Annotated in this window: 26 protein-coding genes, 1 tRNA gene and 1 pseudogene; 12 read left to right on the forward strand and 16 right to left on the reverse strand. The window is 60.9% G+C overall.

Annotated features, from left to right (window positions below; all coding sequences use genetic code 11):
- Positions 1 to 52 precede the first annotated feature (52 nt).
- The 5 genes from ABH944_RS01310 to hisC all read left to right on the forward strand — a co-directional run bounded on the left by ABH944_RS01310 (position 53) and on the right by hisC (position 3,793).
- Positions 53 to 129 (forward strand) — tRNA-Gln (locus ABH944_RS01310).
- Between the two features lie 48 nt (positions 130 to 177).
- Positions 178 to 1,131 carry a ribose-phosphate pyrophosphokinase gene (locus ABH944_RS01315; protein WP_062090358.1) on the forward strand — a complete coding sequence of 318 codons (954 nt, stop codon included), beginning with the start codon at positions 178 to 180 and terminating at the stop codon, positions 1,129 to 1,131.
- A gap of 154 nt (positions 1,132 to 1,285) precedes the next feature.
- Positions 1,286 to 1,915, forward strand: a complete 630-nt coding sequence (locus ABH944_RS01320) for a 50S ribosomal protein L25/general stress protein Ctc (protein ID WP_404604028.1) — start codon at positions 1,286 to 1,288, stop codon at positions 1,913 to 1,915.
- 132 nt (positions 1,916 to 2,047) lie between these two features.
- Positions 2,048 to 2,650, forward strand: a complete 603-nt coding sequence (gene pth / locus ABH944_RS01325; protein ID WP_404604029.1) for an aminoacyl-tRNA hydrolase — start codon at positions 2,048 to 2,050, stop codon at positions 2,648 to 2,650.
- 78 nt (positions 2,651 to 2,728) lie between these two features.
- Complete coding sequence (gene hisC / locus ABH944_RS01330; protein WP_404604030.1) at positions 2,729 to 3,793, forward strand: histidinol-phosphate transaminase; 1,065 nt, start codon at positions 2,729 to 2,731, stop codon at positions 3,791 to 3,793.
- A gap of 53 nt (positions 3,794 to 3,846) precedes the next feature.
- On the opposite strand, the gene ABH944_RS01335 is transcribed toward hisC, so the two are convergent.
- The 3 genes from ABH944_RS01335 to rsmD form a co-directional block, all read right to left on the reverse strand.
- Positions 3,847 to 4,104 (reverse strand): YfhL family 4Fe-4S dicluster ferredoxin, encoded by a 258-nt coding sequence (locus ABH944_RS01335; protein WP_047895593.1) that lies wholly within the window; start codon positions 4,102 to 4,104, stop codon positions 3,847 to 3,849.
- A gap of 93 nt (positions 4,105 to 4,197) precedes the next feature.
- On the reverse strand, positions 4,198 to 4,701 hold the full coding sequence (gene coaD / locus ABH944_RS01340) for a pantetheine-phosphate adenylyltransferase (protein ID WP_404604031.1): 504 nt from the start codon (positions 4,699 to 4,701) through the stop codon (positions 4,198 to 4,200).
- Positions 4,702 to 4,899: 198 nt separating this feature from the next.
- Positions 4,900 to 5,577 carry a 16S rRNA (guanine(966)-N(2))-methyltransferase RsmD gene (rsmD, locus tag ABH944_RS01345; RefSeq protein ID WP_404604032.1) on the reverse strand — a complete coding sequence of 226 codons (678 nt, stop codon included), beginning with the start codon at positions 5,575 to 5,577 and terminating at the stop codon, positions 4,900 to 4,902.
- 364 nt (positions 5,578 to 5,941) lie between these two features.
- Between rsmD and ftsY the strand changes: the two genes are divergently transcribed.
- Positions 5,942 to 7,420, forward strand: coding sequence for a signal recognition particle-docking protein FtsY (gene ftsY / locus ABH944_RS01350; RefSeq protein WP_404604033.1), 1,479 nt, complete (start codon positions 5,942 to 5,944; stop codon positions 7,418 to 7,420).
- 68 nt (positions 7,421 to 7,488) lie between these two features.
- Here ftsY and ABH944_RS01355 read toward each other — a convergent pair whose 3' ends face one another.
- The 3 genes from ABH944_RS01355 to ABH944_RS01365 are packed head-to-tail and all read right to left on the reverse strand — an operon-like array spanning position 7,489 to position 9,461.
- On the reverse strand, positions 7,489 to 8,100 hold the full coding sequence (locus tag ABH944_RS01355; protein ID WP_404604034.1) for a LysE/ArgO family amino acid transporter: 612 nt from the start codon (positions 8,098 to 8,100) through the stop codon (positions 7,489 to 7,491).
- Positions 8,097 to 8,741 (reverse strand): maleylacetoacetate isomerase, encoded by a 645-nt coding sequence (gene maiA, locus ABH944_RS01360; RefSeq protein ID WP_404604035.1) that lies wholly within the window; start codon positions 8,739 to 8,741, stop codon positions 8,097 to 8,099. Before maiA ends, ABH944_RS01355 begins: the two co-directional genes overlap by 4 nt.
- A 21-nt stretch (positions 8,742 to 8,762) precedes the next feature.
- The gene (locus ABH944_RS01365; protein WP_062090077.1) at positions 8,763 to 9,461 is read right to left on the reverse strand and encodes a fumarylacetoacetate hydrolase family protein; all 699 of its coding nucleotides are present in this window, start codon (positions 9,459 to 9,461) and stop codon (positions 8,763 to 8,765) included.
- A gap of 346 nt (positions 9,462 to 9,807) precedes the next feature.
- On the opposite strand from ABH944_RS01365, the gene ybiB reads away from it, so the two are divergent.
- Both ybiB and leuA read left to right on the forward strand, forming a co-directional pair.
- Positions 9,808 to 10,767 (forward strand): DNA-binding protein YbiB, encoded by a 960-nt coding sequence (gene ybiB, locus ABH944_RS01370; protein ID WP_404604036.1) that lies wholly within the window; start codon positions 9,808 to 9,810, stop codon positions 10,765 to 10,767.
- A gap of 469 nt (positions 10,768 to 11,236) precedes the next feature.
- Positions 11,237 to 12,892 (forward strand): 2-isopropylmalate synthase, encoded by a 1,656-nt coding sequence (gene leuA, locus ABH944_RS01375; RefSeq protein WP_404604272.1) that lies wholly within the window; start codon positions 11,237 to 11,239, stop codon positions 12,890 to 12,892.
- A 242-nt stretch (positions 12,893 to 13,134) separates the two neighbouring features.
- Here the strand turns inward: leuA and ABH944_RS01380 are convergent, their stop codons facing one another.
- Positions 13,135 to 13,530 carry a nuclear transport factor 2 family protein gene (locus tag ABH944_RS01380; RefSeq protein ID WP_404604037.1) on the reverse strand — a complete coding sequence of 132 codons (396 nt, stop codon included), beginning with the start codon at positions 13,528 to 13,530 and terminating at the stop codon, positions 13,135 to 13,137.
- A 46-nt stretch (positions 13,531 to 13,576) separates the two neighbouring features.
- On the reverse strand, positions 13,577 to 14,143 hold the full coding sequence (locus ABH944_RS01385; protein WP_404604038.1) for an acyloxyacyl hydrolase: 567 nt from the start codon (positions 14,141 to 14,143) through the stop codon (positions 13,577 to 13,579).
- Positions 14,144 to 14,529: 386 nt separating this feature from the next.
- Here ABH944_RS01385 and rpoH point away from each other — a divergent pair, with 386 nt between their 5' ends.
- Complete coding sequence (rpoH, locus tag ABH944_RS01390) at positions 14,530 to 15,465, forward strand: RNA polymerase sigma factor RpoH (RefSeq protein WP_062090080.1); 936 nt, start codon at positions 14,530 to 14,532, stop codon at positions 15,463 to 15,465.
- A 159-nt stretch (positions 15,466 to 15,624) separates the two neighbouring features.
- Here rpoH and cyoD read toward each other — a convergent pair.
- The 8 genes and pseudogenes from cyoD to nagA all read right to left on the reverse strand — a co-directional run bounded on the left by cyoD (position 15,625) and on the right by nagA (position 24,406).
- Positions 15,625 to 15,959 (reverse strand): annotated as a pseudogene (gene cyoD / locus ABH944_RS01395) (cytochrome o ubiquinol oxidase subunit IV).
- Positions 15,960 to 16,568, reverse strand: coding sequence for a cytochrome o ubiquinol oxidase subunit III (gene cyoC, locus ABH944_RS01400; RefSeq protein ID WP_404604039.1), 609 nt, complete (start codon positions 16,566 to 16,568; stop codon positions 15,960 to 15,962).
- Positions 16,568 to 17,068, reverse strand: a complete 501-nt coding sequence (locus ABH944_RS01405) for a heme-copper oxidase family protein (protein WP_404604040.1) — start codon at positions 17,066 to 17,068, stop codon at positions 16,568 to 16,570. Before ABH944_RS01405 ends, cyoC begins: the two co-directional genes overlap by 1 nt.
- Before the next feature lie 94 nt (positions 17,069 to 17,162).
- The gene (locus tag ABH944_RS01410; protein WP_404604041.1) at positions 17,163 to 17,453 is read right to left on the reverse strand and encodes a DUF1996 domain-containing protein; all 291 of its coding nucleotides are present in this window, start codon (positions 17,451 to 17,453) and stop codon (positions 17,163 to 17,165) included.
- 367 nt (positions 17,454 to 17,820) lie between these two features.
- Positions 17,821 to 19,587 carry an N-acetylglucosamine-specific PTS transporter subunit IIBC gene (gene nagE / locus ABH944_RS01415; RefSeq protein ID WP_404604042.1) on the reverse strand — a complete coding sequence of 589 codons (1,767 nt, stop codon included), beginning with the start codon at positions 19,585 to 19,587 and terminating at the stop codon, positions 17,821 to 17,823.
- A gap of 109 nt (positions 19,588 to 19,696) precedes the next feature.
- A complete protein-coding gene (ptsP, locus tag ABH944_RS01420; RefSeq protein ID WP_404604043.1) occupies positions 19,697 to 22,288 on the reverse strand; it encodes a phosphoenolpyruvate--protein phosphotransferase in 2,592 nt (863 codons plus the stop codon).
- A gap of 14 nt (positions 22,289 to 22,302) precedes the next feature.
- Positions 22,303 to 23,310, reverse strand: coding sequence for an SIS domain-containing protein (locus ABH944_RS01425; protein ID WP_404604273.1), 1,008 nt, complete (start codon positions 23,308 to 23,310; stop codon positions 22,303 to 22,305).
- Positions 23,303 to 24,406 carry an N-acetylglucosamine-6-phosphate deacetylase gene (gene nagA / locus ABH944_RS01430; RefSeq protein WP_404604044.1) on the reverse strand — a complete coding sequence of 368 codons (1,104 nt, stop codon included), beginning with the start codon at positions 24,404 to 24,406 and terminating at the stop codon, positions 23,303 to 23,305. The genes ABH944_RS01425 and nagA overlap by 8 nt, the downstream gene beginning before the upstream one ends.
- Here nagA and ABH944_RS01435 point away from each other — a divergent pair.
- The 3 genes from ABH944_RS01435 (at position 24,405) to ABH944_RS01445 (ending at position 26,329) form a co-directional block, all read left to right on the forward strand.
- Positions 24,405 to 24,596, forward strand: coding sequence for a hypothetical protein (locus ABH944_RS01435; protein WP_404659272.1), 192 nt, complete (start codon positions 24,405 to 24,407; stop codon positions 24,594 to 24,596). The genes nagA and ABH944_RS01435 overlap by 2 nt on opposite strands.
- A gap of 462 nt (positions 24,597 to 25,058) precedes the next feature.
- Complete coding sequence (locus tag ABH944_RS01440) at positions 25,059 to 25,970, forward strand: bifunctional helix-turn-helix transcriptional regulator/GNAT family N-acetyltransferase (protein ID WP_404604045.1); 912 nt, start codon at positions 25,059 to 25,061, stop codon at positions 25,968 to 25,970.
- Between the two features lie 68 nt (positions 25,971 to 26,038).
- Positions 26,039 to 26,329, forward strand: a complete 291-nt coding sequence (locus tag ABH944_RS01445) for a YciI family protein (RefSeq protein ID WP_404604046.1) — start codon at positions 26,039 to 26,041, stop codon at positions 26,327 to 26,329.
- The last annotated feature ends 15 nt before the right edge of the window (positions 26,330 to 26,344 follow it).

The following is a 26,344-nucleotide window of genomic DNA, read 5'->3' on the forward strand; positions in this document are numbered from 1 at the left end:
TTCGTTTTGTCGGGTTTGTCCTACACTGCCCGGCGGAGCTCAAAGTTAGTGTAGGGGAGTCGCCAAGTTGGTTAAGGCACTGGATTTTGATTCCAGCATGCGAAGGTTCGAATCCTTCTTCCCCTGCCATAATTTCTCGCGTTTTCCCTCTCGCCCCAGCCAAGAAACAGGTGCACGATGAGCAGTGACGGCCTGATGGTATTCACTGGCAACGCGAATCCCGCGCTTGCACAGGAAGTCGTCAAAATCCTTGGAATTCCTCTTGGCAAAGCAATGGTCAGCCGGTTCTCCGACGGCGAAATCATGGTCGAGATCCAGGAAAACGTTCGAGGCAAGGACGTGTTCGTGCTGCAGTCCACCTGCGCGCCGACCAATGACACGCTGATGGAACTCATGATCATGGTCGATGCGCTCAAGCGCGCATCCGCTGGCCGGATCACTGCAGCCATCCCGTATTTCGGTTATGCCCGTCAGGATCGCCGTCCCCGTTCGGCCCGCGTCGCCATCTCGGCGAAGGTCGTGGCGAACATGCTGGAAATTGCCGGTGTGGATCGTGTCATCACCATGGACCTCCACGCCGACCAGATTCAAGGTTTCTTCGACATCCCGGTCGACAACATCTACGCCACGCCCGTGCTGCTCGGCGATCTGCGCAAGCAGAACTACGAGAACCTGCTGGTGGTGTCGCCCGATGTGGGCGGTGTAGTCCGCGCCCGGGCTCTCGCGAAGCAACTGAACACCGATCTCGCGATCATCGACAAGCGTCGCCCGAAGGCGAACGTCGCTGAAGTGATGAACATCATTGGTGAAGTGGAAGGCCGCACGTGCGTGATCATGGACGACATGGTCGACACCGCCGGCACGCTCTGCAAGGCAGCACAGGTTTTGAAGCAACGCGGCGCAACGAGAGTGTTCGCGTATGCCACGCACCCGGTTTTGTCCGGTGGCGCAGGCGAGCGGATTGCGGCGTCGGAACTCGACGAACTCGTTGTCACCGACACCATCCCCCTCTCCGACGAAGCCCGCGCCTGCACGAAGGTGCGCGTCCTGTCGAGCGCGGGATTGCTGGCCGAAACGTTCTCGCGTATCCGTCGCGGCGACTCGGTCATGTCGCTGTTCGCGGAAGGTTAAAAAGTATTTGCGGTTTAGCGGGGTGTCAAAGCTCTGCTGGACCGCGTAATCGGTTCAGGCGAACGAAGGCCTGGACCGCTGCTCTGGGGCTGAACGCGATTGCGGACAGCCCCGTTTTCACTGCCTGGTCGCGGGCAGATTATGGAGTTGAATCATGAAAGTAGTCGCTTTTGAGCGCAATCTGCAAGGTACGGGTGCGAGCCGCCGCCTGCGTAACTCGGGCAAGACCCCGGGCATCGTATATGGCGCGAACGCTGAAGCTCAAGCTGTTGAGCTCGATCACAACGCACTTTGGCACGCGCTGAAGAAAGAAGTGTTCCATTCGTCGATTCTCGACCTGGAAATCGGTGGCAAGTCGCAACAGGTTCTGCTGCGCGACGTCCAATACCATCCGTTCAAGCAAATGGTTCTGCACGTTGACTTCCAACGTGTTGATTCGAAGAAGAAGCTGCACACCAAGGTTCCGGTGCACTTCTTGAATCAGGAAACGAATCCGGCTGTGAAGATTGGTGGCGCGGTGATCTCGCACGTTCTGAACGAAGTCGAAATCGAATGCCTTCCGGCCGATCTGCCGGAATTCGTCGAACTCGATCTGGCGAAGATTGAAGCTGGTCACACGCTGCACGTGAAGGACATCGTTTTGCCGAAGGGCGTGGCGCTGGTCGCTCACCTCGAAGCAGAAAACCCGGTGATCGCTTCGGCGACCATCCCGGCTGCCGTCGTGTCCGACGAAGCTGCTTCGGGCGCTGCTGCTCCGAGCGAAGGCGACAAGCCGGCTGCATAAGTCTGGCTGAAGCCTGTCCGCTTGAGTCCGCCCGCAAGGGCGGACGAAGTGACCCGCCGTTGCTCTGCTCCGGCGGGTTTTTTTTGGCCTTTTTCTCGTGCGGTTGACGTTGCCAAGCCGCCAAGATTGAACATGATCAAACTGATCGTCGGGCTCGGCAATCCGGGCGCCGAATACACTGCGACCCGTCACAATGCCGGCTTCTGGTTCGTCGATCAACTGGCGCGCGACGCCGGTGCATCGCTACGTGACGAGCGCCGGTTTCACGGTCACTACGGCCGCGGCCGGCTCAATGGTCAAGAGATTCATCTGCTCGAGCCGCAGACCTTCATGAACCGGTCGGGGCAATCGGTCGTGGCCGTGGCGCAGTTCTTCAAGATCCTGCCGGACGAGATCCTGGTCGCGCACGATGAGCTCGACTTGCCGCCCGGCACGGTGAAGCTGAAGCTCGGGGGTGGCAGCGGCGGGCACAATGGCCTGAAGGACATTTCCGCGCATTTGTCGGTGCAACACTATTGGCGTTTGCGGATTGGCATCGGGCATCCGCGCGACCTGATTCCTGAAGCCTCGCGGGCGGGCGCGAAACCCGATGTGGCGAATTTTGTGCTGAAACCGCCGCGCCGTGAGGAACAGGACGTGATCGATGCGTCGATCGAACGTGCGCTCGCCGTCATGCCGTTCGCTATCAACGACGAAATGGAGCGCGCGATGATGAACCTGCATCGCAACGGCTGAACGCAATGCAACGTGCAGTAGTGAACTCGCATCATCCCGTCCCGAAAGGACAAGTAAGGGACAATTAAGGAGCGAACCTTGAGCCGTTTCTGGAGCGACATCGTCAATAAGCTGACGCCATATGTGCCGGGCGAACAACCCGCGCTGGCGCGTCCCGTGAAGCTCAACACGAACGAGAACCCCTATCCGCCCTCACCCCGCGTAGTCGATGCAATCCGGCGCGAACTGGGCGAGGATGGCTGCTCGCTTCGCAAATATCCGGATCCCACAGCACACGCGTTGCGCGCGGCCATCGCGCAGCATCACAGCCTGCGCGAGAGCCAGGTGTTCGTCGGCAATGGGTCGGACGAGGTTCTCGCACACACGTTCCAGGCGCTGCTCAAGCACGACAAGCCAATCCGTTTCCCCGATATCACCTACAGCTTTTATCCGGTGTATGCGCAGTTGTACGGCGTCGCATTCGATGCCGTGCCGCTCAACGCGGATTTTGGTATTGATGTGGACGACTATCGCGCGCCCAACGGCGGCGTGCTGCTGCCCAATCCGAATGCTCCGACGGGCCGTGCGTTGCCGCTCGCCGAAATCAAGGTGCTGTTGGCGGCAAATCCTGATTCGGTCGTGGTGATCGACGAGGCGTATGTAGATTTCGGCGCGGAATCGGCTGTGGTGCTTATTGATGAAAATCCGAATTTGCTGGTCGTGCAAACGTTGTCGAAAGCGCGTTCGCTGGCGGGCATGCGCGTGGGGTTCGCACTCGGAGACGAGGCACTGATCGAGGCGCTGACACGCGTGAAGGACAGCTTCAATTCCTATCCGCTCGACCGGCTGGCGCAAGCCGCGGCAATCGCGGCGGTTGAAGACGACGACTGGTTTCGCGAAACCTGCACGAAGGTGATCGCGAGCCGCGAACGGCTGACGGCAGACTTGCGGGCGCTAGGCTTCGACGTGGTGCCGTCGGCCGCGAACTTCGTATTCGCGCGCCATCCGGAACACGATGCAGCCACGCTGGCCGCGCGCCTGAAGGAGAAGGAGATTTTCGTGCGGCATTTCAAGCTGCCGAGGATTGACCAGCATCTGCGCATCACGATCGGCACTGACGCCGACTGCGATGCGTTGCTGGCGGGGCTGCGCGCGCTTCTCTGAGGCCTTGCGCGTAAAGGGCGCTTGATGTTTGGCGCCTGACGCTCGACGTTAAATCAGGCGCCCTTCGCTTTCATCAACGCGTGATATTTCGCCATCAGCTGGATGGCGTTTTCTTCATGCGCCGGATCGCGTGGAATGCACTCCACCGGGCACACCTGCTGACATTGCGGTTCGTCGAAGTGGCCGACGCATTCGGTGCACTTGTTCGGGTCGATCACGTAGATTTCGATACCCATCGAGATGGCGTCGTTCGGGCACTCGGGCTCGCACACGTCGCAGTTGATGCACTCGTCGGTAATGAACAGGGCCATGCTTTACTCTCTTCGTGCGGCATCTCAGCCGGCTTTTTGGTGCCCGCGCGCCCTGGATGAGCGCGCTTCAGCTTCACGGAGCGCCTTAAGCGCTCACGGCACCGTTGGGTCCGGCGCAATCGGACCGACCTTGTCCTGCAAGCGCTTTTCCACCGAGGGAAAAACAAACTTGCTGACATCGCCGCCGAGTTGCGCGATCTCGCGCACGATCGTGCCCGAGATGAATTGATATTGATCCGACGGCGTCATGAACATTGTCTCGACGTCGGGCAGCAGATAACGGTTCATACCCGCCATCTGGAATTCGTATTCGAAGTCGGAGACGGCACGCAGACCCCGCACGATCACGCGCGCGTTGTTCTTGCGCACGAAATCCTTCAGTAGCCCTTTGAAACTCATCACCTGCACGTTCGGATAGTGGCCCAACACCTCATGCGCTATATCCAGCCGTTCCGCCAAACTGAAGAATGGCTTCTTGTTCCGGCTATCTGCAACTCCTACCACGAGCGTATCGAAAATACTCGATGCACGTCGCACGAGGTCTTCGTGACCACGCGTGAGCGGGTCGAACGTTCCGGGATAAACGGCTACAACCATCGGGCATCTCCTCTTCTGATACTTCTTCTGGTATGTCTTGCACAACAGATTAGGCCGCCGCCGGCATCGACAAGACCAGAAAATTCCGCCGATACCCCGTCGCCAACCAGGTCCGCCAAGCCCGCTGCGTCCATCACGCGGATTAAGCCCCGTCCGCAGCCGGCCGGAGATCGCCGGCCAAGCATTTTGGAACGCGCATTATTCCTCATTTTCGCGCCGCAGCAAATGATAGCGGACCGCGCCAGCCTTGCCTTCGCGGGTAATCGCCCATCCGGACAACGCAGGCGTTTGCGCGGGATCGACGGGTTCGCCCGATTCGACGTACAGCGCGCCGCCCGGCGACACCAGCGGCACGGCGAGTTCAATGGCGCGCTCGAGCATGGAGGTGTCTCCAAAAGGGGGATCGAGGAACACGACATCGAAGGAATTTGGCGCGAGGCCCGCAGCGAGTCGCAGCGCGTCCGCCTCCACGATTTCGATGTTTTTCGCGGCCAGGCGCGTCTGGTTCGCCTTCAGTTGCGCTACTGCGCGGCCGCTGCGTTCCACCATCAGCACGCGTAGCGCACCACGCGACGCCGCTTCGAAACCCAAAGCACCACTGCCGGCGAAGAGATCGAGACAGCGTCGGCCGTCGAGCGACTGGCCCAGCCAGTTGAACAGCGTCTCGCGCACCCGGTCCGGCGTCGGACGCAGGCCATCCAGGCTCAGGACAGGCAGCGGCGTGCGCTTCCAGTCGCCGCCAATGATGCGAATGGAATGCGGCTTGCCGCCGCGCGATGGCGCAGCTTCGCGGACTTTTGGCGTGTGTTCGGGGCTGCGTTCGCGATTTCGCTCGGGATTTCGCTCTAATGCGCGGGTGATCGAGGAACGGGACATGGACGTGCGTGGGTAAGAGGCGGCGGGATAGCCCGCGCGGGTCGGGTGAGAATGTGATCGGTTTGCAACAATCGGCCTGCAACATTTCGCGTGTTGCTGATGCGGGCACGTTACCACAGCCCCGTCGCGCCCGATGCAGGGGTTCGCCACCACCGGGCCGGCCACTACAATCGGTGCCGGCTGATAAAATACGCGTCTTTCGCCTTTTTTGCGCAGACGCCCGGCTTTTCGCCGCTGTTTCCGGCGGTTTTTCGCGGCACGGCGGCCATCGTCACCTTTGCGTTTGCGTTGTTCGTACCTTCGACGCAGGAACGCGGTTGCGACGGCATCGATAGAACGCGCCCCCCCCCCACCACTGCAGACCATGTTCAGCTTTTTCAAACGATTAGTAGGCAAATCGACCGATACCGATACGGGTACCGATACCGATAAGCACGAGGAAAACGAAGCCGAGGACGTCGCTGAGGCGCGTTCTGAAGGCGCTGAAGCGTTGCGGCCCACGAGTACCCCGGTGACGTCGGCGCAGCCGGTGGAAACCGCGCGGGAAGGCGCTGCAGCGGTGCATCGGGATTTGGGAGCGAGCGTTGACACGAGCGCGCGTGCACCACGCGGCCTAGATGCGCCTGCGAGCCGGACGCAAGCCGCTGCGCCTGGTGATTCGGGGTCCGGATTGGTTTCATCTGCAGATTCGGCTCAAGGCACCCGCGGCGATTCAGGCTCTCCTGCCGCACCGACGACGCAAACTCCGCCGGTAAGCCCATCCATGCCTTTGTCGGGCGCGCAAGCAGATGCGGCTGCAACGACGCCGGCCGCACCGGCCCAGCAGCCCCCTGCGTCCACTCCGGAAGCCAAACCCTACTGGCAAGGACGCACGGCATCGCAGTGGAAGGCGCCGGCAGAAACCGTCGAGATCGTGCCACCGCCGGATCCGGAACCAAGCGCCAAGCGTTCATGGCTCACGCGCCTGAAAACGGGGCTGTCGAAAACGAGCTCGGGCCTGACGGGGATTTTCATCGGCGCGAAGATCGATGAGGATTTGTATGAGGAACTTGAAACGGCGCTGCTGATGTCGGATGCCGGTGTGGATGCCACCGAATATCTGCTTGAAGCGCTGCGTGAGAAAGTTCGCAGCGAGCGGCTGACCGATTCGATGCAGGTCAAGGCCGCACTGCGCTCGCTGCTCGCGGAACTGCTGCGCCCGCTCGAGAAGTCACTGATGCTCGGTCGCGCCAAACCGCTCGTGATGATGATCGCCGGCGTGAACGGCGCGGGCAAGACCACGAGCATTGGCAAGCTGGCCAAGCATTTGCAGCGCTTCGACCAGTCCGTGCTGCTCGCCGCCGGCGACACCTTCCGTGCTGCTGCGCGCGAGCAGCTCACGGTTTGGGGGCAACGCAACAACGTGACCGTGGTATCGCAGGAAAGCGGCGATGCAGCCGCCGTGATCTTCGATGCGGTCGGCGCCGCGCGTGCCCGCAAGATCGACGTGATGATGGCCGACACGGCGGGCCGCCTGCCGACCCAGCTTCACTTGATGGAAGAACTACGCAAGGTGAAGCGCGTGATTGCAAAGGCGCAGCCCGACGCGCCGCATGAGGTACTGCTGGTTATCGACGCAAACACAGGCCAGAACGCTCTTGCCCAGGTGAAGTCTTTCGACGATGCGCTGGGCTTGACAGGTTTGATCGTGACCAAGCTGGATGGCACCGCGAAGGGCGGCATCCTCGCGGCCATTGCGCGGCAGCGGCCGATTCCGGTGTACTTCATTGGCGTAGGCGAGAAAGTCGAGGACTTGCAGCCGTTCAGCGCCGACGAATTTGCGGACGCGTTGCTCGGAAGTTAAACCAGCGACCAGTGCCGCGGCCTGGCGTTCAGCCCGTTCGCCAGACCGCGGCCGCGCAAGCTGCCGCGCTACGAGGACACGATCAGCGCCCCGGCAATCCACCACATCACAATCCCCACGATCACATCGAGCACTCTCCACGAGATATCTTTCTCGAAGAGAGGCTGAAGCAAGCGCGCACCGAACCCGAGCGCGGTGAACCAGATGATTGACGAACACATTGCGCCTGCGGCAAACCACGCGTTCCCCGGCCAGCCGTACCGAGCACCAATGCCGCCGAGCAACACAACGGTATCGAGATAAACGTGCGGATTCAGCAGCGATAAAGCCAGCACGGTCGATACCGCGCTCAACACCGTCTGCGACTCTCCGTTCTCGGTGTGTAGATGTCCCGGCCCCTTCCACGCCGCGTGGAACGCCCGCAGGCCGTAGAGAAACAGAAACACGGCGCCCGCCCAGCGAATGACCCCAAGCAGCACCGGCACTCGTGCAATCAGCGCCCCCATTCCGCCAATACCGAACCCGATCAGCAATACGTCGATCAGTGCGCAGATAAAAACGACCCAGCCCACGTGCCGCCGTTTCAAGCCTTGCCGCAACACAAATGCGTTTTGAGCACCAATCGCGATAATCAGACTTGCACCAAGCCCGGCGCCGGATAAAAAAACAGCTGTCGTCATTCGGCGTCCGGTTGCTGCCCAGGCGCGGCACGCGCGAACGCATCGATTTGCCCGGCGTGATTCGCGATACGTTCGATCGTCGGATAACGGCTCATGTCGAGATTAAAGCGCTGCGCGTTGAACACTTGGGGCACGAGGCACAGATCCGCGAGCGTGGGGGTATCGCCGAAACACAGCTTGCCCACGCGCGCGTCGTTCGCAAGCCGCTTTTCAAGCGACTCGAAACCCGACTCCAGCCAATGCCGGTACCAAGCGTCTTTCGCTTCATCGCCAACCTTCAGCGTGTGCTTCAGATACTTCAGCACGCGCAGGTTGTCGACGGGGTGAATCTCGCACGCAATCTGAAGCGCGACCGAACGGACGAACGCTCGATCCAATGGCCTGCCCGGTAACAACGGCGGCTCGGGATGCGTCTCCTCCAGATATTCGATGATCGCAAGCGACTGTGTAAGCACGTTGTCGCCCTCGATAAACGTTGGCACGATGCCGTCCGGATTCAGCCCGCGATAGTCCGGCTTCAGTTGTTCCCCGCCATCGCGCAGAAGATGGATCGGCGCGTACTCGTAGGCGAGCCCTTTGAGATTCAGTGCGATTCGCACGCGGTACGCCGCGGAGCTACGAAAATAGCTGTATAACTTCATGGGTCCCCTCCGTTTTTATAGTCAGACCACGCGCACGGAGAACTCTCCGATACCGTCGACACCGCCCTTCATCAGGTCGCCCTTCTGAATGGCGCCGACGCCTTCAGGCGTGCCGGTGAAAATCAGGTCGCCGGGGAACAACTCGAATAGCGTCGACAAATACGCGATCGTGTCGCCCACGGACCAGATCAGTTGCGAGATGTCCGATCGCTGCTTCTCTTCGCCATTGACGGTCAGCCAGATCGCGCTTTTTTCCAGATGCCCAACCTTTGCTACCGGATGAATCGGACCCAGCGGCGCCGAGTGATCGAAGCCCTTGGCCGTGTCCCACGGGCGGCCCAGTTTCTTCGCTTCGGCTTGCAGGTCACGGCGCGTCATGTCGAGGCCGAGCGCGTAGCCGTAGACGTAATCGAGCGCTTTCCCGGCGGGAATGTCTTTACCTTGCTTGCCGATTGCCGCCACGAGCTCCATCTCGAAGTGCACGTTCTTCGACTGCGATGGATAGGGGAATTCGCCGGTCGCACCGGGCGCGACGTAGAGGACCGCGTCCGCGGGCTTGGCGAAGAAAAACGGCGGTTCACGATCGGGGTCATGCCCCATCTCGCGCGCGTGCGCCTCGTAGTTCCGGCCAACGCAATAAATCCGGCGAACGGGAAACTGGTCGCTGGACCCGACAACGGGCACCGCGACCGCGGGTGCCGGGGCAAATACGTGACTCATTGCGTTTTCTCCTGTTTGATGAAGCATCGACCTGAACCTCAAGTTTAACGTGCACTGTTGCGCATCGCGACTCGGCTGAATGGCCTATGAGCCCCGGGACAACGAACGCAGAAACAAGCCGCCGGCCTGCAATTCCCTTGGGCGGCCTTGAACTCGCGACCATCGAACAAACGAGCAGGCAAGCGCTCCGACAACCCTCCGCCAAACAACCTCGCGACTTGCAAGCCCGGCTCAAATGCGGTACTGAATGTGATTCCTGTATTTCCTGAATTGCAGCGGCCTATCGTGTACAAGGGTGTACAAGGCGATTCAGCCCCACACGCCAGCGGCCCGCTCAGACCAATCAATGACCGACACAACTTCTTTCCCGTGCGCCCGTTTCATCAAGGAAATCGGCCGCGGGCCGAACGGCGCGCGAGCGCTGACCCGAGAGGACACGTACGCCCTCTACGAAGCCATGCTCGACAACCGCGTCTCGGATCTCGAACTCGGCGCCGTGTTGCTCGCGTATCGGGTGAAAGGCGAGACGGCCGCGGAACTCGCCGCGATGCTGGCGGCCGCGCATCGCTCGTTCGAACCGCTGCATATTCAGAATGGCCGCGACCATGCGCGACCCGTCTCCATCCCCACGTACAACGGCGCCCGCAAGCAACCCAACCTGACCCCGCTGCTGGCGATGCTGCTCGCACGGGACGGCGTGCCGGTGCTCGTGCATGGCGTAACGACCGACCCTGGCCGCGTGACGAGCGCTGCGATTTTCGCCGAGCTGGGCATTCCGGAATCCACTTCCCACGATGAAATCGAGGACAACCTGGCCTCGCGGCGGCTGGCGTTCGCGCCAATCACCGTGCTCGCGCCCAAGCTTGCGCGCCTGCTCGCGATCCGACGGATCATGGGCGTGAGAAATTCCACGCATACGCTGGTGAAGATCCTGCAACCGTTCGCGCAACCTGGTTTGCGGCTGGTGAACTACACGCATCCGGAGTACCGCGAGAGCCTGACGGGGCTATTCACCGAACACCCCGATGCAGCGGCCGGCGGCGCCCTGCTCGCACGCGGGACGGAAGGCGAAGCGGTAGCGGATACGCGCCGGCAAGTACAGGTGGACTGGTTTCACGAAGGCCGCACGGAAACGCTGATATCGGCGGAGCGCTCATCGCCCGACGCGCCCGCGGTCGCCTTGCCCGAGGCCCTGGATGCCGCGACCACCGCGCGCTGGATCGAAACCGTTCTGCGGGGCGAAGCACCCGTTCCGCCCGCACTCGCGCGTCAGGCGGAGCTGATTGCGGACGTCGTCAGGCGCTAGACCATTCGCTAAAGCATCCTTCAGTCGAGAAAGCGTTTCTGTTGACAAAAGCGCGCGCCCTGCGCTAATCTGCAGAAATGAGCTTTACCCAATTCCCCTCCCTTCGAATTACTCAGGGTCGCCTAGCGCGGCCCCTATCGCTACGTCTAGCGTAAGTCGCTAAACGTGGCGCCGCGCGTTCCTCGCGCGGTCCCGCCCGCAGTTTCGTAGTGCCCTTTTCGTAGTTCCCCTTTTACCACCCGTAGTCGTTTGCTTTCGTCCGCTCATCCGCGGCTCGAAAACGCGAGGATCACATGCACGCTGCATTTGCATCGTTCACGTTTGTCACCGGCATCACCCACGCCATGGGACATCGCGAACCTGTACAGCACGCATCGGAACGATGCCGGCAAGCCGCCGGCCACTCGTCCACCTCGCAGCGACTGCGCTTTCACGCGTACAACGCGTTCAGCCGAGGCCCACGATGATGATGCGCAACCCTTCCGAGAAATACCACCCTTTCCCTCAAGTCAACCTCAACGGTCGCCGATGGCCCACCCGTACGATCGAGCGCGCGCCCATCTGGATGAGCACCGATCTTCGTGACGGCAACCAGGCCCTGATCGACCCGATGAGCATTGAAGCCAAGCTCGAGTTCTTCGAGATGCTGGTGGCGGTGGGTTTCAAGGAAATCGAAGTGGGCTTTCCGTCGGCATCGCAGACGGATTTCGACTTCGTGCGCAAGCTGATCGTAGAAAACCGCATTCCCGCCGATGTCACCATCGAAGTGCTCGTGCAGTCGCGCCGCGAACTCATCGAGCGGACTTTTGAAGCAGTGGAAGGCGCCCCCCGGGTGATCGTGCACCTGTACAACGCGATCGCGCCGTCGTTTCGCAAGATCGTCTTCGCTCAGTCGAAGGAAGAGACCAAGGCGCTGGCCGTGGAAGGCACGCGCATCATCAAGGAGTGCGCCGCCGCGCGCCCTGGCACCCACTGGATCTATCAGTATTCGCCGGAAACGTTCAGCATGACCGAGCTGTCGTTTTCTCGCGAAGTCTGCGACGCCGTCGCCCAAATGTGGCGTCCCACGCCCGACCACAAGATGATCGTGAACTTGCCGGCGACCGTGGAAGCAGCCATGCCGAACGTGTTCGCCGATCAGATCGAGTGGATGGATCGGAACATGAGTTATCGCGACAGCATTGTGCTCTCCGTGCATCCGCATAACGATCGCGGCACGGCAGTCGCCGCAGCGGAACTCGCGGTCCTTGCGGGCGCCGAGCGCGTGGAAGGCTGCCTCTTTGGCAACGGCGAGCGCACGGGCAATGTGGATCTCGTTACGCTTGCAATGAATTTGTACACACAGGGTATCGACCCCGGTCTGGATTTTTCGGATATCGACGGCGTGCGCCGCGTGGTCGAGCGCTGCAACCGGATTGCCGTGCATCCGCGTCACCCGTATGCCGGCGATCTCGTGTTCACGGCCTTCTCCGGCTCGCATCAGGACGCCATCCGCAAGGGGTTTGCCCAGCGCGAAGCGGGCACGCTGTGGGATGTGCCCTATCTCCCGATCGACCCGGCCGATCTCGGCCGCAGCTACGACGCCGTGATCCGCGTGAACAGCCAGTCGGGCAAAGGCGGCGCGACGTATCTGCTCGAACGCGGCCTGGGCTTCACGCCGCCGCGCCGCGTCCAGATCGAATTCAGCCATGCCGTGCAGAAGGTCGCCGATGCTTCCGGCGCGGAAGTCTCCGGCGACGCCATTTGCGCATTGTTCAAGCGCGAATACTTCGAGGTACGAGGGCCGGCGTCGCGGACGGATGTCTCGACCATGCACTTCGATGGACGCACCGTGAAGCTGCCCGTATCCACGGTTGCTGACGAACCGCACGCGCAGGCAGTCGCTTCGGCCGTGGCCAGCGTGGCGGGTGTGGCGGTCGAAGTGACATCGTTTGAAACCGCTGCGACCGCGAAGGGCGAGACGGCGGTGTTTATCGGCTGCCGGATCGGCGATCAGGCCATGCGCTTTGGCGTCGCCGTGCACGCAACCGCGACTCAGGCGGTCGCCGATGCCATCGTCAGCGCGGTAAATCGCGCGCGCTGGGCCGGGAGGAAGGAAGCGGAAAGCGAGGCTGTCGCAGCGTAACGAGCGCGGCTTTCTTTCCAGCAACGAGCAGCGAGGTGGCTAAAACGCGCTGGAATTGGCCCAGACGTGGGCCGTAGGAATTCGGTAATGCTGCGAGACACCGTTTTCCAGCCCAAGCGCGGCAGAAGTTTGCGAAGCAGGCAATAAAACACGATACCGGTATTGGCGTGGCGACCGGCGCTCAAAAGGCGCCGGCCCGCCGGCCGAACCGCGACGCCCGACCGAACGGCGTCGAAGCGGTGCTAATCCAGCGCCACGCGTGTTGCCTGCATCGCGAGCAACTGCCATTGCCCATCGACCTGAATGTGGATGGCCGTGTAGGCGATGGGGAACAGCAAGGCGCCGTTCTTCGATTCCATCTCGAGCAGCGCGCGCCCATACACGATCCACGTGTCCAGCCCGCCCGGCATCAGCTCCTGCGACTGGATCTCGATTTGCCGATAGCGCCGGCGCCCCGCCGTGATCGCATCAATAAACTGACGCTTCGTCTCGCGCTTGCCATTGGTGTGGACGTAGCTGGCGTTCTCCGCCAGCAGCGCGTCCAGCAATTCGCCGTCACCGTCGACCATCGCGCGGAAGCGGTCGCGCTCGAGCTCACGGATTGCCTCGATGGGTGTACCGATGGGTTGTGCCGGCATCTGTCGATTCCTTTCGGGCTTGAGGAACCGATGGACGCGGCCCTCGTCAGAAGTTGTACTGCAAATATATCTGGCTGAAATTTATACCAGGATTCGGGTGTTCGATACCGCCGTTGGATAAATGCTGAAACCGGAAGCCCGCCTGGTAGTTTTGATGTGCGCCGAATTGAGCTCCCACGCCCACGACGTCGGCAAACTGAAAGGCCGAAGAGAACGTGCGAGTCTCGGTTTCGCGAACATGCGACAGGAGGCGTACACCCACGCCCGCTTCCACGTAGGGCCGAAACCATCCCGAACTCTTGATGAAGCGGAACATTGGCGTGAGGCCGAATTCCCAGATGCCCGGGTTCGATGCCTGGTTTTCGCGGATATCCCAGTAGGCCACGTGCGCTTCACCCACAACGGTGAAGTGGAAACCGCCGATTTCCCACCACGTCCAGTTGGGGTCCCAGACTACGCCTACATCCGCTTTCCGGACGTCATGGTCGGCAACCCCGCCTGCGATCTGCAGGCCGAACTGATCGGCGCGGGCAGTGGCCGAAGCCAACGCCAGCGCGCCGAACAAGGCACCGTAAAGAGAGCACTTTTGCCAGACACTTTTCTTCTTATGCATGAATACTCCGGAGCTGGATTCTCACAAGACAGGCTCGCCGCCCGACGCAGCAAGCCGCCATTTTAGAGACGGTCTTGAAATTGTGCTCAGAAGAGTTCTGCCGAATGGAGGAAACACGGAATTAAGTTTCGTCGAATCCGGATTGGCGGGTAAATCGTGCGAAATCTTGCAAATTTCTTTCGGCAAGTTTGACAGAAAAACTATTTCGCGAGGCGCAACGGTACGGGAAACCACTTATTGGCTATTGGAGCGTTGATTCTAATAGCGTATGGGAACTTGGTCACACATCCGCCCTCTAATCTTTAGCACTCGAAATGACAGAGTGCTAATATCGTGGCTAGACCCGGTTTCTCATCGGGTTTTTTGTTGATAAGGAGCACACAAGCGTGACCAATGCGATGACCCTCCCGAATACCGGACACTCGGCACCGGCCAAGGCCGCTTCGGCAGGTGCGCTGACGTTTGCGCAGTCGTCCATGTTGACTGGCCAGATCGGCAACATCGACGCCTACATTTCGGCTGTCAACCGGATCCCGATGCTTACGCCGTCGGAAGAACGTCAGTACGCCACCGAATTTCGCGAAAACGACAACCTGGACGCCGCTCGTCAGCTCGTGCTGTCGCACCTGCGCCTGGTGGTATCGATTGCCCGCAATTATCTGGGATACGGGCTTCCCCACGCCGACCTGATTCAGGAAGGCAATATCGGCTTGATGAAGGCTGTAAAACGCTTTGACCCGCAACAGAACGTGCGGCTGGTGTCGTATGCCATGCACTGGATCAAGGCCGAAATTCACGAGTACATCCTGCGCAACTGGCGCACGGTGAAAGTGGCGACCACGAAGGCGCAGCGCAAGCTGTTTTTCAATCTTCGCAGCCACAAGACCGGGCACAACGCGTTCACGCCGGATGAGGTGGATAGCCTGGCGAAAGAGCTCAACGTGAAGCGCGAAGAAGTCGCGGAAATGGAAACGCGCCTTTCCGGCGGCGACATCGCGCTGGAAGGTCAGATCGACGACGGCGAGGAATCGTACGCGCCTATCGCTTATCTGGCTGACTCGCACAATGAGCCGACCAACGTGCTGGCGTCGCGTCAGTTTGACAAGCTGCAGAGCGAAGGGTTGTCGACCGCGCTCGAATCGCTTGACGAACGCAGCCGCCGGATCGTTCAGGCCCGCTGGTTGGAAGTGGAAGACGACGGATCGGGTGGCAAGACGCTGCATGAACTCGCGGACGAATTTGGCGTGTCTGCAGAACGGATTCGTCAGATCGAAGCCAGCGCAATGAAGAAGATGCGCTCGGCGCTGAACGAGTACGCCTGATGTCCGGCGGGCGGTAGATCGCCCCCCGAAGACTTCAAAGCCCGCCGTCGAAAGACGGCGGGCTTTTTCTTTTGCCTTTGGCCTGCGCAATAAAGAACGGCGCCAGAGGTCTCCCTCGGGCGCCGCGTTTTACAGTGCTTGGAGCAAAACCCCTGCCGCTTAACGCGACATCATGTGGTGGGACCGACGCTATTCAGCACCCACAACGTCCCTTCGATCACGATCACCGCCACCATCGAGGTGAAGCCGAACGCGACCACGTTCCATCGCTGCAACAACGACGTGTTCATGTGCAGGAAAAACACCAGGTGCACGAGGATCTGGATGAACGCGAGCACCGCGATGGCGATAATCGATTCTGTCGGCCCCATCAACTGCTGTGTGACCACGCCAAATGCAGCGACAGTCAGCACAACCGAAAAGATGAAGTCGATCACATACGAACCCACGCTGCCGTGGCTAGCGCCGGTATCGATTGAATGTACGTGTGCCATTTATACGACGCTCCTCAAATAAACAAAGGTAAAGACGCAGATCCACACGATGTCCAGGAAGTGCCAGAAGAGGCTGAGACACGTGAGGCGCGTCAGGTCGCGTTGAGTGACTTTCTTGTTGCCGATCACCTGGACGGCGAGGATCGTCATCCAGATCAGCCCGACCGTCACGTGTAGACCCTGCGTTCCGACGAGCGTGAAAAACGCCGACAAAAACGCACTGCGTTCCGGTCCGTAACCCTGTGCGATCAGCAAGCTGAGCTCATGGATTTCCAGAGCGATAAACACTGCGCCTAGCACGAATGTAACGCCAAGCCAGGCCAGCAACGCGGTCGACTTGCCCTTGTGAGCGGCCAGCATGCCGAAACCGAACGTGATACTGCTCAGCAACAGGATGGCCGTTTCCATCATGACGCCCGGAAGCTCGAAGACGTCCTTGCCTGACGGGCCGCCCGCGAACTGATTGCCCGTCACGGCGAACACCGCAAACAGCGACGCAAAGATGATGCAGTCGGTCATCAGGTACAGCCAGAACCCGAGCACGGTATTCGAGGCGCCGTGATCATCGTGTGAACCCGGCAGGTTCAGTGAGAGTGTTTTTTGCAGCATTACAGTGCCTCCTGCAAGTCGAGCTCCCGAGCCGGTGTCGGCGTGCCGTCCATGCCGGCAACGGTTTCAGCGGAAATGGTGTAGTCGATATCGTCGTCGTAGCTGCGCATGATCAGCGTGACAACCACGCCTAGCAGCCCGGCGATCACCAGCCACCAGATGTGCCATACCAGCGCAAATCCGATAGCGAGGGTGAACGAGCCGATGATCAATCCGGCGCTCGTATTGCGCGGCATGCGGATGTCGCGGTAGTCCTCGATTGCATGGCGCGTGCGACCGCGTTGCTTCACGTGTGCGAAGGCATCGAGGTCATGCACCACAGGCAGCACCGCAAAGTTGTAGATGGGCGGCGGTGAACTCATTGCCCATTCGAGCGTGCGGCCATTCCACGGGTCGCCCGTTACGTCTTTGTACTCCGGCGAGTTGCGCTTCATCACGCTCACCACGACCTGAGCGACCTGGAACAACACCCTGGCGAGAATGATCAACGCTCCGATCAATGTGATCTCCGGCCGGCATCTCCAGGCCGGGTGGAATGGTCTGAAGCGGGACCACGGCCTGGTCATTCTTGTAATACGTCTTCTGATCATCCGGCTAGACGCCCCCGGATGATCGTCTCAGTTGTGGCACCCAGTACGCAGAAATGTCGCTCTTCGAGTCACACGTGGTGATGCGGTTGTTGCTCAGTGAATCGTAGGTACTGTTGGCATTAGTGCTGGTATTGCCGAAGAACTCATGCACCATGCCCCCCACCTTTCCCGGATAAACAATGGGGTCATCGGTCAGCGTGTGCGAATAGGTGCATTTCACGTTGAATGAGTTGCCGGCATGTGCCGCGCCGGCGGCAAGCATGAATATGATCCATACGACGATGCGCGCTTTCATCTACGACTCCTTATAGAGAAACGAAACGACTGTGGGTTTCATTTCTTTATTCCGTTTGATTAGTTAAACTTATTAAATTTAACGACTAATGATGGCAAGATTTATTGGCATTACCGAGAACGTCCTTCAACATGAAAGCCGAACAAACACGGCATTCGTTTCGAATATTTTATTAATTAGATTTACTTATTATCTTCCACGCAAAAAATAAACCCGGCTCGTGACTTTCGCCAGACCGGGTCTTGAAATAACTTGACGGATTTAAGACTGTGCGAACTCATCGTTGCAGATGAGTTCGCATTGCCGGCGGCTTGTTCGCGGCCGGGCTTTCGAAGCCCAGCCATCGCCGCGTGGTTGCGGGCCTGGCTTAAGCCGGCAGTGGCGCCGTGCCGCTGCCCGGCGAAAGACGCTTCGCCATGGTGTCGGCGTAACGTTGAGCCGCATTGCCCACAACAATGTGGAACGTGTCAGCGGAAACCCATGCTACGTCGAGCGCCGACAAGCGCTGACGATCCACCGACGACGGATCGCGCACCACCACCCGCAGCCGCGTTGCAGCGACAGCATCGAGCGACGCCACGTTGGTCGCGCCACCGAACACCGCAAGCCAGCGTACCGGGTCGGGATCGAGCGGCCCTTGTTCGCTTGGGGCGACAGCGGCCAACGGAGCTGCAGCCGGAGCCGATGAAGCCGCCGTTGCACCTCGTGTGGACGTACGTTCGAGTTCGGTACGGATTTCGTCGGAGATGAGATCGGCTTCCGGCCCGATGATGACCTGCACACTCGTCGGGCCACGCTTCAACACGCCACGAGCACCAATCGACTTCAACTCGGGTTCCGAAACCTTCGCCGAATCCACCACGGAAAGACGCAGACGGGTCGTGCAGGCATCGACGAGCGTCAGGTTCGACGCACCGCCCAAAGCAGCGATGTAGCGTACTGCACGCGGCACCGTAGCGCCGGCGGTCGGGGAAACAAAACCCGTGTTGTCATACGACTCGACTTCTGCATCGGTCGTAGCGGGTTCACGGCCCGGCGTCGCCATGTTGAACTTGCGGATGAAGAAACGGAACAGCCCGTAATACACCAGACCGTAAACCAGGCCAACCGGAATCGCCAGCCAACCGCGCTGCGAGAGCCCGTAGTTCAGCACATAGTCGATCGCGCCAGCCGAGAACGTGAAGCCAAGGTGAATGCCCAACGCCGAACAGATCGCCAGCGACAAACCCGTGAGCACCGCGTGGATCGCGTACAGCACCGGTGCAAGGAACATGAAGGTGTACTCGATCGGCTCGGTCACGCCCGTCAGGAACGCGGTCAGCGCCATCGAGAAAAGCAAGCCGCCCACCATGGCGCGACGCTCCTTCGGTGCTTCATGGAACATGGCCAGACACGCTGCCGGCAAGCCGAACATCATGATCGGGAAGAAGCCCGTCATAAAGCCGCCAGCGGTTTTGTCGCCGGCGAAGAACCGATGCAAATCGCCCGTCACCGCCGCGCCGCCGCCCGGAGGCGTGTACGAGCCGAACACGAACCAGGCAAGCGAGTTGATGATGTGGTGCAGGCCCGTCACCAGCAGGATCCGGTTCAGTACGCCGAACACGAACACGCCGAGTGCGCCTGCGCCGGTCAGCCAACCGCCCGCTGCATCAATCGCGGCCTGAACCGGTGCCCAGACATAGCCCAGGACAATCCCGATCACAAGACAGGACACCCCCGTGACAATCGGCACGAAGCGTTTCCCTCCGAAGAACGCGAGGTATTCAGGAAGCTTGATGTCTTTGTACTTGTTGTAGAGAAACCCGGCCACGCAACCTGCAACGATCCCCGACAGCACGCCCATGTTGAGCTTGTCGTTGATGTCCTTCATCACTGCGATTTCGATCAGGTAACCGATCGCACCCGCCAGACCGGCCGTACCGTTATTGTCCTTCGCAAAACCAACCGCCACGCCGATGGCGAACAAGAGTGGCAGGTTTGAAAAGATCGTATCGCCCGCGTCGGCGATCATCTTGATGTTGAAGACATCCGGCTGGCCGAGGCGCAATAGCAGCCCGGCCACCGGTAGCACGGCAATCGGCAGCATCAGCGCGCGGCCGAGACGCTGCATTCTCGCAAACAGGTTGGCGTCCATCAGGTTCTCCAGAGATAAGTGTCTTGTCGTTGATCGTGTTGTTGCAACATGTTGTCGATCGAAGCTTTTTTTACTAGTGAACGCGAAGGCTGGCTGCCGGACGGACGTGTTAGTCCAGCGGCCAGATTTCGCGGCTTGCTGCTCTTACTGCCTGTGCTGATTCGAGCGCCAAGGCGTCCTCAGCGCGCTGACGGCACAGTGGGTAATCGAGTTTGCGCACGAGCGCCTTGATGCCGGGAACCGAAACCGGGTCCACCGACAATTCCGTCACGCCAAGGCCCACGAGTAAGGGCACGGCGACCGGATCTCCGCCAAGCGCGCCGCACACGCCGACCCATTTGCCGTGTTTGGCCGCGCCATCCGTCGCTGCCTTGATGAGGCGCAGCACCGCGGGATGCAAACCGTCGGCTTGAGCGGCGAGATCGGGCTGGCAACGGTCCATGGCGAGCGTGTATTGCGTGAGATCGTTTGTGCCGATGGACAGGAAATCCGCGTGTCGCGCGAGTTGATCGGCCAGCAGCGCCGCCGACGGCACTTCGATCATCACGCCCACCTGAATGGGATCGGTCCGGCCGATTTCCGCCGCGAGCTCATCAATGCGCTTTCTCAGGCGCACGAGTTCGCCGGAATCGGTGACCATTGGCAACAGGATGCGCACCGTGCCGAACGGCTTCACCGCGAGCAGACCACGCAACTGGTCGTCGAGGAGATCAGGGCGCACCTGGGCCAGACGAATGCCGCGCAAGCCCAGCGCGGGGTTTGTTTCCGGCGGCAGTGTGAGGTAGTCGACTTCCTTGTCCGCACCCACGTCAAGCGTACGGATGATTGCCGTGCGTCCGTTTAGCGCTCCCACGATGGATTGATAGCTTTCCCGATGTTCGTCTGCCGTCGGGGCCGACTGGCGGTGAATGAACAACAGCTCCGTGCGCAGGAGGCCAACGGCATCAGCGCCGTTATCGACGGCGGTTTTTGCGTCGTCGAGTGTCGCGATGTTCGCCGCGACCTCGATCGTGCGCCCGTCGCTCGTGGCCGCTGCTTCCTGCGACGTACGACGGTTCACCTCGCGCACTCCCGCGAGACGCTGGCGTTCAAGGCGCGCACGTTCCACATCGAGGGCGGTCGGTGCGTACTCGAGGCGTCCTGCGGTGGCGTCGACCACGACCTGCGTGCCGTCGGGAATCGCGTGCAATGCGTCACCCACCGCGACCAGCGCCGGAATGCCGATCTGACGCGCGATGATCGCCGCGTGCGACGTCGCGCCGCCGCGTGCCATCAACAGCGCAGTCACGCGTGTGCGGTCAAGCGACGACAGGTCGGAAGGGGTGAATTCATCGGCGGTGAGAACGGCTTCGTCAGGCAATTCACGCGTTGCCGTGTTCGTATAACCGAGCGCGCGCAGCACACGCTTTTCGATATCGCGGAGATCGGCGGCGCGCTCGGCGAGCAACGCGTCTTCAATGGAGGACAGCAATACGATCTGCGCGCGAATCGCTTCGCGCCACGCAAATCCGGCACTCTTGCCGAGGCTGATCAGGTCGCGCGCGGCGTCGAGCAGCGTCGGATCTTCCAGCAACACGCGATGCACCGCGAAGATCCCCGCTTCGCCGACCGCACCGCGTTGCGAAGCAGTGCGTACGGTTTCGGCCAGTTCCGCGTCGATGCTGGCAATGGCTCTGTCCAGCAAGTGGCTTTCCGCGGCCGATTGACCGGTTGCCTGTTCGGGCGGCGTAATGTCGTTATCGTCCCAGCGCACGAGTTTGCCGACTGCAACACCCGGCGATGCGCACACGCCGGCAATCGTGTTCGGATCAAGCGGTTTGCCGGGATCGCGTGCTGCGGCGATGGGCGCGGGCGATTGCGTGCGCGCCGGTTTCTCCTCCACTTCACCATGCGCTTCACGCAGCAATTCCGTCGCGACCGCTTCAACCGCCGCCGCCGCTTGCGCGCCTACACCAAGCAGTTCGATGGTCGCGCCCTCACCGGCGCCAAGCCCAAGCAAACCGACGACGCTTTCAATGGGCGACTTGCGGCCGTTGAAGCGCACTTGCACCTTGGCGTCGAAACCACGTGCCGCTTCGCGGGCGCGAGCCGCGGGCCGCGCGTGCAAACCACCCGCATGCGCGAGCGTCACGCTACGGCGCGCTTCGTCGGTGAAATTCGAATCGCTGCGGGCCGCATCCGCTTTCGCGCCGCCCTTGCTCCGCAGCACCAGCAACTGGCTTTCGCCAGCCTTGAGCATGCCGCGGCCAGCACGGTCGACAACCTCGAACGCGTCGCTATTGGCCACCGCAATCACGGAAACGAGGCTCGGCGCGTTCTGGGCGACGTAGTCCGCGTCGAATTCGATCAGCACCTGGCCCGCGCGCACGCTCGCGCCCTGCTCGACCTTCGGCGTAAAGCCTTTACCCGCGAGCTCGACCGTATCAATGCCGATATGCACCAGGATTTCCGCGCCTTGCGGCGTGCGCAGCGTCACGGCGTGATGGGTACGCGCGAGATGTGTGATGACGCCATCACAGGGCGAGAGCAGCAAACCTCCAAGCGGATCGATACCAATACCATCGCCGAACATGCCGTCCGCAAACACAGGATCGGGGACATCGGCGAGCGGCACCATCGGGCCGGTGAACGGCGCAAGCAACACGAAATCGTTCGGGTTTTCAGGGGAATGATTCAACAGGGACTCCTCGGCACGGCGCATCGGATGACTCTCGATTAACGGGTTTCGGTGACTTTGGCCAGATGGCGCGGCGCGTCGGGATTGCGCCCGCGCGCGGCAGCCAGGGCATCGGCCATCACATAGAAAGACAGGATCGCGGCGATCGGATCGAGCGCGAAATGGGCTGTCTCAACAAGGGGCAACGTGGCTTCGGGCACATCCGCGGGTGCGGCGAGCAACACGCGTGCGCCACGCGCGCGCATGTCGCGGGCAAGCTGGATCAAGCCTGCCTGTTCCGGACCACGCGGCGCGAACACGAGCAGCGGATAGTCCTCGCCGATGAGTTCCATAGGGCCATGCCGCACTTCAGCGCTGGAAAAAGCTTCGGCCTGGATGCCCGATGTTTCCTTAAGCTTCAGCGCCGCTTCCTGCGCGATCGCAAGCCCAAGACCACGGCCGATCACAATCATGCGGTCGACGTTCTTGAGTTCATCGACGCCGTGCGACCAATCAAGCTTGCCCGCCGCGCGCAATGAGTCCGGCAGCGTCTTCAGTGCGTTCAGCAATTCGACATCTTTCTGCACGTGCGCGATCACGATCGCCGACAACGACAACATCGCGATATAGCTCTTGGTCGCGGCCACCGACAATTCCGGCCCGGCCAGCAGCGGCAGGCTCCACTCGCACGCTTCCGCGAGCGGCGAAGCGGGCACGTTGACAGCAGCAACAGTCAGCGCGCCGGCGGCACGCAATGCCTGCATGGTGCCGACCAGGTCGGGGCTCTTCCCTGATTGTGAAAACGCCACGGCCAATTGGCCCTTCACGCGCAACGGCGCCTGCTGCAGGGTCGCAACCGACATAGGCAACGACGCGACCGGCACGCCGATCCGGCTCATCGTAAGGCCTGCGAAGTAACTGGCGGCGTGATCCGACGAACCGCGCGCGACGGTCAGAGCAACATGGCGCGGCTCTTCGGCGAGCCGTGCGGCGAGTGCTTCAATGTGGGAAGTGTCGGCTAGCTGGGCAACCACCACGTCGGCGGAAGCCAGCGCCTCATCAAGCATATTCGACAATTGATTCACCCTCTACATAAGTTGCCGTCAACGCGAGTTCGCGATCGAATACAACGAGGTCCGCCCACGCACCGCGCGCGATCCGGCCTCGGTCTTCAAGGCCGAGGTAATCGGCGGCGTAGCGTGACAGGCGATTGGAAACGTCCGCCATCGGCAAGCCGATGGAGACAAGATTGCGCAGCGCCTGATCCATGGTCAGCGTGCTGCCGGCGAGCGTGCCGTCGGCGAGACGCACACCGCCCATGCACTTCGTCACGTGCTGGCTGCCCAGGCGATATTCGCCATCGGGCATGCCGGACGCCGAGGTGCTGTCGGTGACTACGTACAGGCGCGGAATGGCGCGCAACGCCGCGCGAATTGCGCCGGGGTGCACGTGCAGGAGGTCGGGGATCAGTTCAGCGTATTCGGCATGCGCGAGCGCCGCGCCGACCATGCCGGGATCGCGGTGATGCAGCGGCGACATGGCGTTGAACAGGTGTGTGAAACCGCGTGCGCCGTGTTTGAGCGCATTGACGGCGTCGTCATAGGTACCGAGCGAATGGCCAAGTTGCACGCGCACGCCGCGTGCCGCCATTTCCTGGATCACTTCAATATGTCCGGAGATTTCCGGAGCAATGGTCACCACGCGGATAGGCGCGAGCGACAGGTACTTCAGCACTTCGTCCCGGACGGCAACCGCGGCCGCATCCGGCTGCGCGCCAAGCTTGCCGGGATTGATATACGGTCCTTCCAGATGCACGCCGAGCACACGGGCGCCGCCTGGCGCGCGGCGGATGGATTGTTCGCCCAGGCCCTTGACGACCGCCATGAGTTCGTCGCGCGGAGCGGTCATGGTGGTGGCGAGCATGCTGGTGGTGCCGTGCTTCGCGTGCTCACGTGCAACGGTAGTCGCGGCGTCGCCGCCTTCCATGATGTCCGCGCCGCCGCCGCCGTGCACATGGCAGTCGACGAAACCCGGCAAGATGTACGGGGCACCATTGGTCTTCGGGTCCACGCGCGCGCCTTCGAGCGCGGTCACCCGTCCGTTCGCAAACTCGATCGACCCGTATATCCAGCCGTCGGTCGTCAGGATGTTTCCTTTCAGCATGAATCTCTCTCGTGAAACGTACCGCGTGACACGCGCTGCGCGCATGATGAAGCTCCATCAACCGTCGCACCTGCTGCGAGCAGGCCGGAAGCTGCCGATGAAATGTTTCCCCGGTGACTTCCCGCAATGGCGTTTTTCGCCTCTGGAATTGTTTTTCGACGCCTGTTTCGACGTCTCGCCGGTCCGGTAGCAGAGGGACTCTGGCGCGATGCTTACCGCACGAACAGCACGGGAACAGGATGCCCGCCGGACACCTTGATTGACCCTTTGCGACCATTTCTTACGATCGTTTAACGAAGCGATTGTGCATAAGAATGGTCACTAAACTGGCGTGTTTGGCGAGCCCATTATATAACCAAAATAATACCAGTCAATTTTCAAAATCAATTGCCACTTACTCAACAAACTTGTTAATTATCAATAAGTTGAACGTATCTCAAATATATTTCAGGATCGCTTTCGTATCAGTAATTACCCTTGAATGCAGCCCACTTCAACGCGTCTGGTCTACACACTATAGACGCCCTCCGGCCACCGCAAGAGGTCGCGGCCGAGCATTTATGAACGGTCATACTTTTATTCGACACGATAGCTTCGATCGATTCGCCGGGAGAAATGGCGAGCGGTATAAAAACGAGAGAGCGAGGCGGATATGGGCAATTCCTTGAGCGACGGCCTGACCGATGCGGTGCGCCGCTTCCAATGGTTTTATACGTGCCACGTAAGGGTGCCGCATGAGTTGGTCGAGCACAGCGCACTGTCGCTGACAGAAATGCGCGTGCTGTTTGCTGTCATGCATGGCGGCGCATGTACGGCTGCGGATATCTCGCGCACGCTCGGACTCGATACCGGTTACCTGAGCCGGATGCTGACGCAATTCGAGCGCAGCGGATTGATTGAGCGGCGTCCCTGTTCCGGCGATGCCCGCAGCACCCAGGTTTCATTGACCGCAGCCGGAGAAACAGGACTGTCTGCCGCAAGCGCACACGTGCGCGACGACGTATCGACCACGTTGGACGCCATGACACCGGGCGAACGCGCGCAACTGATCGCATCGATGGGATATGTCCAGCGCCTGCTCTCGCCTCCCGCCGACGCGCCGCAAGTCCGGCTGCGTGGCCCGAGACCGGGGGATTTCGGCTGGATCGTCGAGCGCGAGGCGCAACTCGCCCCCGGCGGCACACATACGCAGCGCGAACGGGAAACTCGCACTGCAATGGTCGTAGCGGATTACCTGACCGCACCTGATCCGCTTCGCAACGGGTGCTGGATCGCCGAGCAAGACGGCGTCAGCGTAGGCGCGAGCCTGCTGGTAGACGGGTCAGCCGGGAGCGCACGGCTCGCGGCGTTGTTCGTGGAGCCGGGTGTGAGGCGCAGCAGTATCGCCCGCCGGCTGATCAAAGCCTGCGTAGCGTTTGCCACGGAGTCCGGGTACGGCCGCGTTGTCTGCGCGACCGATTTGAACCCCGTTTCGGTTGCACCTTTTCTCCGGCCGTTCGGTTTCGAGGAACTAAGCAACCAAGGGGAATGGGAAAAGCACCTGAAAGAACCACGCGCTTTTTAAAGCAGAAGCACCGAGCGCCCGTTGCAGGCTTAAGATTGAGGCCCGTTCTCCATCGGTTGAAATCGCCCATGTACGTCATCCATCTACGCTACACCGGCGCGCTCGCTGAAATCGACGAAGCGCTCGACGCTCATCGCCTGTATCTCGAACGGCAGTTCGAGGCAGGCGTGTTTATCATCGCGGGACCGAAAGTGCCGCGCGACGGCGGCATCATCCTGGCGGCGGCCATCGAGCGGGACCGGCTGGATGCGATCATCGCAGAAGACCCGTTCTCGCAGCAGCGGCTTGCGCACTACGACATCATCGAGTTCAAGGCAACGCGGCTCGCTCCCGGGATGAATTTGCCGCAATCGCTGTGATTGTCAGCGCTTTTC

Source organism: Caballeronia udeis (assembly GCF_044909315.1).
In the GTDB taxonomy this organism is placed as follows: Bacteria; Pseudomonadota; Gammaproteobacteria; order Burkholderiales; family Burkholderiaceae; genus Caballeronia; species Caballeronia udeis_A.